General features: G+C 41.1%; 10 protein-coding genes. All 10 read right to left on the bottom strand.

Going from position 1 to position 13,371, the window contains the following annotated elements; all coding sequences use genetic code 11:
• Positions 1-91 precede the first annotated feature (91 nt).
• The 10 genes from IGJ26_RS07275 to IGJ26_RS07230 all read right to left on the bottom strand — a co-directional run bounded on the left by IGJ26_RS07275 (position 92) and on the right by IGJ26_RS07230 (position 13,345).
• Positions 92-2,056: an FtsX-like permease family protein gene (locus IGJ26_RS07275; RefSeq protein ID WP_430599977.1), complete on the bottom strand. Its 1,965-nt coding sequence runs from the start codon at positions 2,054-2,056 to the stop codon at positions 92-94.
• Between the two features lie 3 nt (positions 2,057-2,059).
• A complete protein-coding gene (locus IGJ26_RS07270) occupies positions 2,060-2,818 on the bottom strand; it encodes an ABC transporter ATP-binding protein (RefSeq protein ID WP_086332323.1) in 759 nt (252 codons plus the stop codon).
• Positions 2,819-2,911: 93 nt separating this feature from the next.
• Positions 2,912-3,895: a sensor histidine kinase gene (locus tag IGJ26_RS07265; RefSeq protein ID WP_086317327.1), complete on the bottom strand. Its 984-nt coding sequence runs from the start codon at positions 3,893-3,895 to the stop codon at positions 2,912-2,914.
• Entirely contained in the window at positions 3,888-4,580 is a 693-nt protein-coding gene (locus IGJ26_RS07260) for a response regulator transcription factor (RefSeq protein ID WP_142424593.1), read from the bottom strand. Before IGJ26_RS07260 ends, IGJ26_RS07265 begins: the two co-directional genes overlap by 8 nt.
• Positions 4,581-4,687: 107 nt before the next feature.
• Positions 4,688-5,518 carry a prenyltransferase gene (locus IGJ26_RS07255; protein WP_086317325.1) on the bottom strand — a complete coding sequence of 277 codons (831 nt, stop codon included), beginning with the start codon at positions 5,516-5,518 and terminating at the stop codon, positions 4,688-4,690.
• Between the two features lie 332 nt (positions 5,519-5,850).
• Positions 5,851-6,279: a VOC family protein gene (locus IGJ26_RS07250; RefSeq protein ID WP_008381416.1), complete on the bottom strand. Its 429-nt coding sequence runs from the start codon at positions 6,277-6,279 to the stop codon at positions 5,851-5,853.
• Between the two features lie 74 nt (positions 6,280-6,353).
• Positions 6,354-8,015, bottom strand: a complete 1,662-nt coding sequence (locus IGJ26_RS07245; RefSeq protein WP_016620857.1) for a phosphoenolpyruvate carboxykinase (ATP) — start codon at positions 8,013-8,015, stop codon at positions 6,354-6,356.
• Positions 8,016-8,438: 423 nt separating this feature from the next.
• Positions 8,439-9,806: a 23S rRNA (uracil(1939)-C(5))-methyltransferase RlmD gene (gene rlmD / locus IGJ26_RS07240; RefSeq protein WP_008381419.1), complete on the bottom strand. Its 1,368-nt coding sequence runs from the start codon at positions 9,804-9,806 to the stop codon at positions 8,439-8,441.
• Between the two features lie 244 nt (positions 9,807-10,050).
• Positions 10,051-11,880: a translational GTPase TypA gene (gene typA / locus IGJ26_RS07235; protein WP_005236363.1), complete on the bottom strand. Its 1,830-nt coding sequence runs from the start codon at positions 11,878-11,880 to the stop codon at positions 10,051-10,053.
• A 127-nt stretch (positions 11,881-12,007) separates the two neighbouring features.
• Entirely contained in the window at positions 12,008-13,345 is a 1,338-nt protein-coding gene (locus IGJ26_RS07230; RefSeq protein WP_061054025.1) for a sensor histidine kinase, read from the bottom strand.
• Positions 13,346-13,371 lie beyond the last annotated feature (26 nt).

Genomic DNA, 13,371 nt, shown 5'->3' with positions numbered 1-13,371 from the left:
CTAGAAGTCGCTTCATGGAAGAGGTGTTCTCACATTCTATTTTACTGTAGGTCCTGTCGGTGACGACTGTTCGACTAACTTTTTTTAACGGCTATTGTTTTCGCTCCACAAGTCGGTAGTAGACTCTTGCAGTGATGAAATACACCAGTAAATAGATCATTGTAAACAGCAGAACAGAGATCATCGATACCGTGATCAATAAGTTGCGATCTGTCAGACCAAAAAGAAGCAATAACTTCCGAATCATCGGCAAAGCAAATGCGAGATGGATGATCGCTGCCGCCAATGGAAATGAGAAAATCATCAAGACTTGCTGCTGGATCACTTGTTTGACTTCCTTATGGCTTAACCCAACTTTTTGCAAGATCTCAAAGCGTTCTTTGTCCTCCATCCCTTCGGAAACTTGTTTATAATAAATGATCAATGCGGCAGCTAAAATAAAGACCACACCAAAAATCAAGCCTAAGAAGAAGAAGCCGCCGGTAAAGGTTTTGGTCTCACCTTCAAAAAGATCTTTTGACTGAACGCTCGCATGAGCATCTGCTGCCAGAAGTTCGCTGCGAATCTCTTTTGCGATCGCTTCGCGATCGCTTGCTTGAAAATTAAAGACTGTTGTTGTCATTGGTTGCTGGTAAAGTTGAAAATCTTCTTTTTGATACCAAGAGCTTAGCTTTTCAGTAAGCCACTGATCATCCGCCACAAGAACAAGATGCTGAACCGGGTTTTCTGTTTTCGTGAATGTTGGCAGTTCCTTCAATTCCCGCAAACGAAATTGACGATCATCGATCGTGGTCTTTTCTGGTAATGCTTGTTGGGTCCAAGTTGCGGGAAAAACAAATAATTCACCTTCAGCAGGTCCTGTTTTCCCACTGATTTCATGGTATTCAGAACTGGTAAGAAAAATAAGATACACGGCTTTATCTAAACTACCGCTATTTTCTTCAAAAGTGGTTGAGGGAACAAAATTTGGTTCCTCAAAGGTAAAAAGCAATGGTCTTGTTGTAGTGACTTGCTGGCGCTCTTTGATCGTTAGCTTCTCTTCAAGTCCATCAATCACTGTGTTGATTTGCTGGGAATCAGCCGCTGACTCAATTTGAACATCGTATGGAAAACGAGTTTCGATCACATTCTTTTGTCCAAAGTAAAGACTGGCGGTCGTAGCAACTGTCACTAACACCATCGTTGATAAAATACAAATACTTGCTAAACCAGCCGCATTTTGTTTCATCCGATACAGCATGGTAGAGACATTGATAAAATGGGTCGTTTGATAATAATAGGTCGTTCGTTTTCTTAAAAACTGCAACGCTTTGATACTACCAGCAATAAACAACAGATAGGTGGCTAAAATCACGAGGATCACTGCGACAAAGAACAGGCCTAAGGCACTGATGGGAGACTTGATCGTCACAGAGATCGTATAGCCGGCTACTAAACAAAGGACACCTAATAGTGCTAAAATGCCTTTCGCACGAGGCTCTTTTTCATTACGCTTGCTTCCCTGTAGCAGTTGAAGTGGGTTGGTTTTGCGTACTTGCAACAGGTCAATTAAAAATAGACAACCAAACACGCACATAAAATAGAGGATCACAAATCCAATGCTCTCAAATGAAAGTTTAAAAACAAAGAATTCGCCTACGGCTAAGATTTTCTTCAGGATCAAAAATCCTAATCGTGCAAACAATAAGCCACTGATCAGTCCGGCCGCAAGACTAATAAGAAAACTGTAAAAGAGTTCCCAAAAGACCACGAAGGCTATCTCGCGTTTTCCTAGTCCCAAAACATTGTAGAGCCCAAATTCTTTTTTTCGCTGCTTGATCAAAAAGTTATTGGTGTAAAAGGAAAAGATCGCCGCAAAGATCATCAGGATGATATTTCCTAAATGAAACATGAAAATGGCGCTTTGACTACTAGGAAGTTCCTTCATCCCCGGATTGTTCACGATGATTTGCGTCATCATCAAAACAGCTACCAAGAAACTCATGGATACTAAAAAGGGTGTGTAGGCTTTGGCATTTTTACGTAAATTGGAGAAGGCGATTTTTTGAAAGAACATTCGTTACTCCTCCTTCGCAAAAACAGCAGTCATTGTTTCGGCGATTGCTTCTAGAAAAGCGGTATCACTCCGTTCTCCTCGATACAACTGGTGAAATACATACCCGTCTTTGATAAACAAGACGCGTTGTGCGCGACTGGCTGCGATCGAACTGTGGGTGACCATCACGATCGTCTGTCCGTTTTGATTGATCTGCTGAAATAATGTCAGTAGTTGATCAGAGGTTTTCGAATCCAGCGCTCCGGTTGGCTCATCTGCTAATAGCAGTTCTGGTTTTGTGATGATCGCTCGTGCGACGGCAACACGTTGCTTTTGTCCGCCAGACAATTCATACGGGTAATGCTGCAATAAATCGGCGATCCCTAAAGTTTGTACAATAGGCTGAAGCTGCAATTCCATTTGTTTGACGCAAACTTTCGATAAAACTAATGGCAATAAAATATTGTCCTTTACCGTAAAAGTGTCCAATAAATTAAAGTCTTGAAAGACAAAGCCTAAGTGATCCCGTCGAAAACTTGCTGCATCTTTTTCTTTGATGGTGGTCAAATCGATGCCATTCAGCTGCATCTCACCCGCTGTCGGTTGGTCTAACGTCGCCATCAAGTTCAGTAGCGTACTCTTCCCCGAACCTGATTCCCCCATGATGGCTACATATTCCCCTTCTTCTACCTTAAAGGTGATATTCTTCAACGCTTCGACGGGTTGCCCATTCAGCTGGCTTTGATAGATTTTTTTTACTTGTTGAATGTTTAAAAGTGTCATCTTGTTCCCTCCTTCCTTTTTAGAATAAGCTGACTGGCAGAAAAAAGCGACTTACAATAAAAACCGCAAACTTACAGTGTTGAAAGTTTGCGGCTATCGGTTATTTGTGGTGGGAAAATGAAGTGTGACGATGGTTCCCTGTCCCACTTCAGAATCAATCGCTAAACGGCAGCCGATTTTTTCAGCCGCTTGTTGACTCATATATAAGCCTAGCCCGCTCGCTCGTTGCTGAAAGCGACCATTTTGTCCCGTATATCCTTTCTCAAACACCCTTGGCAAGTCTTCCTTACGAATACCAATGCCGCTATCTTGAATCACTAAGGCATTGTCTTTAGTGAAAACATTAATGCCACCGGTTTCAGTATACTTCAAGCTGTTGAAAAGAACCTGTTCAAAAATAAAAATGAGCCACTTTCGATCAGATGTCACCGTCAAATCCACTGCCATATCCAGTTGCAGATTCTTTTTCGAGAAAAACAAGGCATACTTTTTGATTGTTTGACGAACAAGGGGCTCTAAAGCAATCGACTCAAAGACAAAATCATCATTCGCTAAATTTTGTCGCAAATAATTCAACATCATTTGCAAGTAATCGTTCACCTTAAATAATTCCGCTTTGACCTCCGTCGGTGACAGGGTATCGCTTTGAACCAAAAGATCCAACGCCGCTAGAGGCGTTTTGATTTGATGAAGCCACAAGCCGAAATCTTCATAAATTTCTTCATTTTTCACGGTCGCTTTGTATTCAGACAGAGTTTTTTCTTTTGCCATCTGCCTAAGAAGCGTTTGATACTCGTCTTCTAGCCGATTTCGAGTGGTCGGCAAGAACGCCAACGCCGCTTCCGTCATACGTTCTTTTCTTAATAAATGCTGTAGCTGCTTTCTTTTTTGTGCGTAACGAAAATAATGAAAAAGGGAAAGACCTCCTAAAATCACCCCTGAAAAAACCGCATAGTCAATGAAGGGTTCTAATGGAAGGCTGTGAAGAAAGAATAACCCTAGTAAACCCGCACTAAATAGCAGGTAAACGAGATAAAACTTTCCATACAACACGAAATATTCTTTCACATTAGTCATAGGCGTGTTCCTTTTCTATCAAATAGCCTTTATTCTTTACCGTTTGGATCAAATCGGATAGTTCGATCTGGCTCAATTTTTTTCGCAAACGAGTCATATTGACGGCTAATGTATTGTTATCGATGAACTCTTCACTATTCCAGAGCATTTCAATGATGGTCTCTTTGGCTACGATCTTCCCTCGATGCTGCAAAAGCAAGGAAAGAATCCGAGCTTCATTTGGAGAAAGCGGCAACTGTTCCCCCTGATTTTTTAATACATTTTCTGTTGGATAAAAGGTTACTTGCCCTATGTCAAAGGTCAGCGCTTGTTGGTGGCTATACTGATAGCTGCGCCGCAGCAACGCTTGGATTTTTGCCAAAACGAAGGCTAGATCAAAGGGTTTTGTTAAATAATCATCCGCCCCCATGTTCATCGCCATGATTTGATTCATCTGCTGATCCATCGACGAAAGAAAAATGATCGGTACTTCTGACGCCTTGCGAATTTCTTGGCACCAATGATACCCATTGTAATAAGGCAAGGAGATATCTAAAAGAACAAGATCAGGTTTGATGTCGTGAAACTCTTGCAAGAGTTCAGCAAAATTCTTGGCCGAATGGCATTCGTATCCCCACTGCTGCAAATAATCGGCTAAAACAGAGACGATCGTCGCATCATCTTCAACCAGATAGATTTTTTGCATGTCTTTCTCCCCTCTGTTGATTATTCGGTCGGTTCTTTAGAGACAGTGTACCAGAAAAGAAAAAGAATCGTCTAGATGGAGGAACATTCCAAAGGACTGTTTTTTCCTTAATCTTCTGCCAAGTGAGCAAGGATTTCTTGGTACCGTCGGGTGGCGAAGGAACTAATTTGTCCTTTTTTACAAAAATTCAGTTTCCCCAGTTTTGGTACAACCCGTTCTACAATAACATTGCCATTTTTAACTTTCGATTCAAACTGCTGCAAAGCCTCCAGAAACCGTGCGTCTTTTCTGGCAGAAGGATAAAAAGACAAGACATACAGATAATAAAAAAGATTGTACCCTCTAAAGGGGTATTCTGTCTGCATAAACAATGTGCCCATTCCGTAATGACAGGGACTGATCGGCTGACGAATCTCCCAATGAGCAAGCAAGCATTCGATTGCTTGATTAAGTGTTTCCATCTGTTCACGATCATGAGTATATCGAAAGGCATCAAGGACCGTTAACGTCGTCATCGGGGTTGAATAGCGGGTCTCCGGGCCGCGACCAAAACTGTATTTATTGCACTTCCAGCCGCCATCTGTTTCCTGAGTAGCAAGAAAATAGTGAAAGGTCTGTTGTAGCCGCGGGTCCCTTGCGTAACCAAGAGCACACAGCGTTCGCAAAGCCAGCGCTGTATGACAGGGATAAATCCCCCCTGATGGCGAAATTTTAAATCTGCCATCTTCTCTCCATCCTTGAAAGATCAATGCAGCGGTCTCTTTTAATAAGTTCTCCTCAGGCGACATACCAAGTTCAAGCAAATAATGAGGACACTCTAAGGTTGTAAAGGGTGCTCCTTTCAGTAATTTATGGTCTGGCGTCGACCATAAATCGGCGCCATGATCATATTGACGGGAAATGATCGCTTCGATATCTTGCTGAACCGTCTGATCCATATTGTTCCTCCTCCATTTCTTAAGTGCCCTGCAATCAACGCAACAACCCCTTATTGACCCACAGTGCAACAGCTTCTAGAAAGATAAAATCGACGTTTTTCAACACATGAGTTAGATTTTTGTATTCGAATTGTCCAAATAAATTTTAGGAACCAACGAGTTTTTCAGGATGGACGTACTTAAAACAAGAGTGTTCAGATTTTCCTGATGACAGGTTCTAAAAAAGTTTCTCTCTAAACTCGCCTGATTATGCTAGCCCCTTAATGAAAGATCACCTTAATAAGAACGCGCTCACGCAATAATTTAATGCCACACTCTTCTAGTTAAAGGAATCAGGCATAATGAAATAGTTCAAAACGAATGCCTTCTGGGCTTTCAAAGAATAAGGCATAGTAGTTAGGAGCGATGCGCTCTTTGTACTCCATTGGTCGATCGTGAAGGATCTTTACCCCTAAGGCTTTTATTTTGGGAAAGATCGCATCTACTACTTCGCGGCTTTCCGCCTTAAACGCCATGTGCTGAACCGAGCCAGGTTTTCTTGAATCGATTTTCTCCTTCTTCCATTCTTTTCGTGGGGAACAAATACCGAAATCAAATGAATCCCCTATATATTCTACTACTTCCATATCGGCATGTTCTAAATACCCAGAATATTTCTTCTGAAGGTCGAAACCTAATAGTGCAAATAATTGATCATAAAAACCTTCTGCTTTTTTTACATCATTGACTGTGATTTGGATATGGTGAAACTGAATGTTCATAATCGCTCCTTTCTGGCTAACAAAATAAGTGTTTCAGGAAGAAAAGCCGCTTGCGGAAGTTTGATTCAATGGGATTAGCCAGGAAGCTCATTTAATGTAGAAATCACATTTCCCATTGCCTTTGCTACCTCTTTAGGCAACTTATTATAGCCATCATTTTCTGTTTCTTGAGCCAAAATAAAGTCCAGCCGTCCTTGCATCCGCTCTCTTAAATGAGCAACATAGGAGGCATCTTGAAAATCGACTTCGAACCCTGTTACTGGCAGGTAACTCATTTCTGTGATTTCACCAAACCTCTTAAAATTGGCCTCGCCTTTCACAATTTTTTCAATCGATGTCAGCGTGACTTCAGGTGTGACCTTCTTGTCTTTGTAAAAGCCTGTATTTAGAATATAACAAGCCGTTTGGTTTTCTTTGAATAAGTTCATGAAATGGGCAAAATCTTCTTTTAAAGGATAGACTCTAAATGGATTGGCATAAGGCTCGATGACCAGTTTATCTATATCCGTGGTCTCGACAACATGTTCAGCTGTCGTGCGCTTCGTAGCTAAGGTCAAACCAAAAACAGCGGCTAAAATCGGATCGTCAATTTTTACTACAGGAGGTAGCGTGTCATCTTTCATGATCCAAAATACTGCATCGATCGGCGAATCTAAATGATCCACCCGGTTAGGTGTGACATACCGTGATTTGACGGTTCGACCATTCCCGTTACGAATATCTTGGGTGACGATGACCTTTTTTCCTTCCTCGTCTAAAGTAACCCCAACATTTTGACAGGTGATAAAGTAGCGGACATTTGGGTTGGTTAATGGATAGTCTTGCGTTTTATCAAAATAAGAAGGCTCCAGAGCAGTGGACGCACCATTTGTTTGATTAATCACAAATGCATCGTCATGCAGAACCTTGATATCATATTTGCCATCATGTTCCGCCAATGTGATGGTCGATTTTCCTGATCCTGAAAGACCAAAAGCAGCCATCGTAAATGTTCGATTCGGTAACTGATATTGCTTCATTCCCCCATGACACGCCACAAAGCCATTGCGATGCGCGGTAGCCCAAGCCAAAGTTAATGTCGCTTTTTTCAATTCACCAAAATAGTTTAAGCCTAAGACTGCCGCAACATTGTGTTCAGGATCAAAGAGAGACAGCCCATAAGGAAAATCAGGATGAGACCAATCTGGATCAGCGTACAAAAAAATGTCCGTTTCTGGATATTCTTTGGAACGTTGATACCTTTCCTGCCATGATTTTGTCAGCATTTGAAAATTCAACAAATAAGAATAAAAATTGGTTTCATAGTACTCTGGTAGCAACAGGTGTGCTTTGACCATAAACGCTTCGTCTAACCCTACAACAACTTCACCGCCATAGAATTTTTTACGTGTCCCTTGAAATAAAGCATCTCTTAAAATCCCTTCATACAATTTTCGATCAATCCCGGGATGTCCGATGATGCGTCGAGCTGCCGCTGTCCGTCCAACAACTTTTCCGTCATTAAACACGATGACTTTAGCATCCTCCGGTAGTCCTAACTCCTTGGTGTGTGTGACCGGCATATCCGTAAGAATAGCGCCAGAAGATTCTTTTGCTAAGCGATAGGCCGTGGCTTGATCATGAATCCAAGTGACATTGTTCCCATAAAAAGCTGACTCTATCAACACTTTAAAACTCGACAAATGCGTATTCTGCGGTGTAATCTCTTTGTGTGAAAATGCACGAATCGTTGCCATGTGTAATCCCTCCTAACAAAAATTTTCTATTCACTACGTTTATTATAATACTTTCTAATCACCACACGCCATATTTTTATACACATTAACTATAAATTGCCGATAAACCATTTTGTTAAAGGATTGGGATGTCTGCATATTTGAAGCTTCACTGCTTTTTGCATTGATTTTTTCCCCGCTCATCAATAGTGAGAAAGAACAAAAAAACTGGCACAGAAAGAGTATCTTTCAGTTCCAGTTTCTGGTTTTATATTTCATCCATTCTAAACGTCACAATCGACGTAATTAGATAGACAGATGGGTTTTAGTTGCTTATTTCTCAATTGACTTGCTTTCTCTAATAACTTTGCTATCGTAAGATTTTATGACAATTACCATAAAAAGAATTCAAGATCAAAATTGCTAAAAAAAACTTGTTGTTTCTTAACGACGTTCTAACAACACGACACACTCCACATGGGTCGTTTGTGGGAACAAATCAACAGGTTGGACTTCTTTTGTCACATACCCTTCTTCCGCAAATAACGCGAGGTCACGAGCCAAGGTTGCTGGATTGCAGGAAATGTAGACGATGCGCTCTGGTTTAACCGCAGCAGTCGTTTCGATAAAGCTAGCATCTAAACCTTTGCGAGGTGGATCAACGAAGACGACTGTCGGTTGAATGCCTTCGCGTAGCCATTGCGGCATGATTTTTTCGGCTTTACCGATAAAATAATGCACATTTTCGACACCATTTCTTTTGGCATTGGCTTTGGCATCGTTCACTGCTTCAGGAATGACTTCCATCCCTAACACTTCTTTCACGCGATCAGCCAAACTAATCCCGATCGTTCCGATTCCTGCATAAGCATCCACAACGACATCATTTTCAGACAGTTGTGCCATCTCGAAGGCGGTTTGATACAAGACTTCTGTTTGCGCTGTGTTGACTTGGTAGAAAGATTTCGCTGAGATTTGGAAGGTTTTACCTAATAATTGATCATCGATCGATGACTTGCCATACAACACACGCTCGAATTCCCCCATGATCACATTGGTTTTTTCTTCATTGATGTTTTGAATGACAGAAACAACTTCTGGAATCTCTTCGTGGATCACTTCCGCGATTTCTTCTCCTTTGAAGAATTTCGGTTTACGTGTCACTAATACGACCATCATTTCACCTGAGTGATGCCCACGACGAACGACAATGTGGCGTAAGAACCCTTCATGGGCTTCTTCATTGTAGGCTTTGACATTGAACCGCTGCAAAATATCTCTGACTTTGATGATTGCTTGATCGATGTTTGGATCTTGAATATAAAAGTCTTCGATCGGTACCAGAGTATGGCTGTTTTTGCGGTAAAATCCAGTCGTTAATTCCCCATGGATTTTTTGCACAGGGATTTGCGCTTTGTTGCGGTAACCAAATGGTTTTTCCATTCCGATTGGCGCATTGACTGTGATTTCAGGCAATTTGGCGATTTTAGCCAAAACATTCTCTACTTGCTGCTGTTTGAAGGCTAATTGTTTGTCATAGCTCAAATGACTCAATGGAGCGATACCGGTGCGCAACAATGCTTCATTCGGCAATTCTTGCCGATCAGGACTTGCTTGCAACAATTTCATCACTTTGGCAAAACCAAATTTGTTGCCGACTTTCAACACTTTGACTAAGGCACGTTCATTTGGCAGGGTGTTTTCAATAAATAATAAGTACCCATCGACTTTGGCGATCCCATTTCCTTCATGGGAAAGATCCAAAATATCAACTTCAAGTTCCTGATTCTTTTTAACAGGATAATTTTTCATAGATTTCTCCTTTGTGCTTGCTTTCTTCATTTTAAAAAGGAATGGCCGAAATTGCAAGCGGTGCTTATTCTAACGGTTCAACTTGACTTCGAGCAAAAAAGAACCGAAGGAGGGAAATCGGCTGATTGCTTTTTCTGGGTCCTGCGGCGAAGAGCCGCTGCAACACAGGAGCAATCCCTTTTCCATCCTTCGGAAAATCGAACAGATCAGAAGTGTTTAAAACTTTTGATCACTGTTTTAGTTATCAGTTATTTTTCTTTTTCTGTGATTTTTCCCGTTCGCTCTTGTTCAAGATTTGTTTTCTTAAACGAATGCTTTCTGGTGTTACTTCACAGTATTCATCATCATTCAAGAATTCCAGTGATTCTTCCAAAGAAAGAATACGAGGTTTCTTGATAACTGAGGTTTGGTCTTTGTTTGCAGAACGGACGTTGGTCATTTGTTTTGCTTTCGTGATATTGACCGTTAAGTCTTTGTCACGAGAGTTTTCACCAATGATCATTCCTTCGTACACTTCGGTACCTGGTTCAACGAAGACCGTTCCACGTTCTTCAATACTCATGATCGAGTAAGTCGTTGCTTTTCCTGTATCGATCGATACAAGTGCGCCTTGATGACGGCCACCAATTTGTCCTTGGATCATTGGCAAATATTGATCGAAGGTGTGGTGCATGATGCCGTAGCCGCGAGTCATTGATAGGAATTCTGTCGTGTAACCGATCAAGCCACGAGCTGGTGCCAAGAAAATGATCCGTACTTGTCCATTCCCTGTATTGATCATATCTTGCATTTCTGCTTTACGCATTCCCAATGATTCGATTACTGATCCCATGTATTCTTCTGGGGTATCGATTTGCACCCGTTCAAATGGTTCGCATTTCACGCCATCGATTTCGCGTTCGATAACTTCTGGACGAGAAACTTGCAATTCAAAGCCTTCACGACGCATATTTTCGATCAAAATTGACAAATGAAGTTCGCCACGTCCAGAAACGATCCATGAGTCAGGTCCGATTGGATCCACACGCAATGAAACGTCTGTTTGCAATTGCGCCATTAAGCGTTCTTCAATTTTACGAGCTGTTACGAATTTTCCTTCGCGACCCGCAAATGGTGAATTGTTCACGATAAAGGTCATTTGCAAAGTTGGTTCATCAATGTGTAAAACAGGTAATGAATCTTGATGATCGATTGGTGTAACAGTTTCACCAACGAAGATATCTTCCATCCCAGAAACGGCAATCAAATCACCGGCTTTGGCTTCTTGGATTTCCAAACGTTTCAAACCGAAGAAACCGAAAAGTTTCGTCACACGGAATTTTTTAACTTCTCCGTTTAATTTCATCAATGCAACTTGGTCGCCGACTTTGATTGATCCGCGGAAGACACGGCCAATACCGATACGTCCAACGTAGTCATTGTAATCAAGCAATGATACTTGGAATTGCAATGGTTCGTCGCTGTTGTCGATTGGCGCTGGAATATGTTCGATGATCGTATCAAACAATGGTGCCATCGTTTTTTGTTGATCAGCAGGATCATCTGATTCACTTGAAGTTCCGTTAATCGCAGAAGCGTAGATCACTGGGAAGTCCAATTGGTCATCGTCGGCACCTAATTCGATAAATAGTTCTAAGACTTCATCGACAACATGCTCAGGACGAGCAGATGGTTTGTCGATTTTGTTGACAACTACGATTGGCACTAAGTGTTGTTCCAACGCTTTTTTCAATACGAAACGTGTTTGAGGCATCGTTCCTTCATAAGCATCAACAACCAAAACAACACCATCGACCATTTTCATGATCCGCTCTACTTCACCACCAAAGTCCGCGTGTCCTGGGGTATCCATGATATTGATTTTTGTACCGTTGTATTCAACCGCTGTATTTTTCGCTAAGATCGTGATGCCACGTTCTTTTTCGATCGCATTTGAATCCATCGCCCGTTCTTGTAATTGGGTATGGCTATCTAACGTTTGGGATTGTTTCAATAATTCATCAACTAATGTAGTTTTTCCGTGGTCAACGTGGGCAATAATAGCGACGTTGCGGATATCATTTCTAATATTCAATTTATAAACTCCTTTTTTGGTGACATTGCACTCGACAAGCCATTATACCAGAATTTCTTTCTGAAATATAGTGCAAAGTTTTCATTTTTACAGAAAAAGCAGACATCTTAGCGATATCTGCTCCAATTTATCCTCGTTTTGGCATAGAATGCCTTACGGGAAACAGCAATTTCAGTTCAAACCAGCCATCTTCTGTTTGGATCACCATCGTTCCTTTGTATTTATTCACCGTTTCGCGGACACTTTTTAATCCATACCCATGAAAATGTTTGTCTTTCTTGGTAGTGATCGGCAAGCCGTTTTCAAACGTTAAGGGTTCTTCGTAGCGATTTTCTAGGCAGATCAAAAGCATCTCCCCTTTACGGCTGATTTTCAATTGAATCAAGCGATTATCTTCTTTGGTGATTTTGCGGACACTTTCAATGGCATTGTCGATAATATTACCAAAAAGCGTACTGATATCCACTGAATTCATAAAAGAAAGGCTTGCCCCATCTGCAATCACGGTGAAGGTGATTTTTTCTTTCTGACAAAAGATTTGTTTTCCTGTCAAAACAATATCTAACACACTATTGCCAGTGTCCATCCTTAAGTCATACGAGTTGATTTCTTTTTCCATGACAGCCAAATAATCCTGTGTCTCCTGTGAGAGAGGATCATTTTTCAAAATATTGATCAAGTGTTTCAGGTCGTGATACTTTTGATTAATGATCTCAATGCTTCTTTCCGAGGTTTGATAATTGATCATTTGATTTTTTAGCAAGCTTTCTAACTTCTGAACCTCAAATTTTTGTTTCATTTCATTCAATTGAACGTGGTAGGCAAACAGCAGCGCCACTCCCCCAAAATCCACCATCGTTCGAATATTAAAAATATCTCTAGCCATGCTGCCACTAAAAGGAGTATTTTGATACACATAGCTGATATTGCTCATGGTGAAAACAACGATCACGATAATCATCACCGAAGTGATTTCTCGATAGGTGATCACTTGTTCGGCACTTTCGATCACAAATCGTTTTTCCAATTTGTACAAAAGGCCTAACAGCATACTGCATCCCAAAAAAATAAACGCATAGGTCCCGATATAATCGAAGGAAACTTTGAAATCCAGTACAAGGAAATAGTAGATTTGATACGTGAGTGATGCAGCAAATTCACCTACGATAAATGCCCGTGCAGTGAAATACAAGGCATTTTTCCACGGAATCTCAGCAGTGGTAAAAAGAAATAGAAACATTATAAGTGCTGAAATGATAATGATCGGAATAAAATAGACTTGTGAGACATCGGCATTGATGATTTCCATATGCAGATACAAGATCAAAAGGAATACAAAGACCCGCCCAATTTTTTTCTTGGTTAGCTTCTCTGTTTTCGTCAGTAATACGAAAAGTAAGGTACTCATCCAATAAGCGATCGCATAAAAAATACCTGGAGTTTCTGATAGTTGATACGGGGACAAAATTGCTTCACCTCATCTAATAGTCA

Origin of the sequence: Enterococcus sp. AZ095a (assembly GCF_050546735.1) — a bacterium.
GTDB lineage: Bacteria > Bacillota > Bacilli > Lactobacillales > Enterococcaceae > Enterococcus_D > Enterococcus_D entomosocium.
Note: the sequence above shows the minus strand (reverse complement) of the source record. Positions and strands in the feature narration are given on the sequence as shown.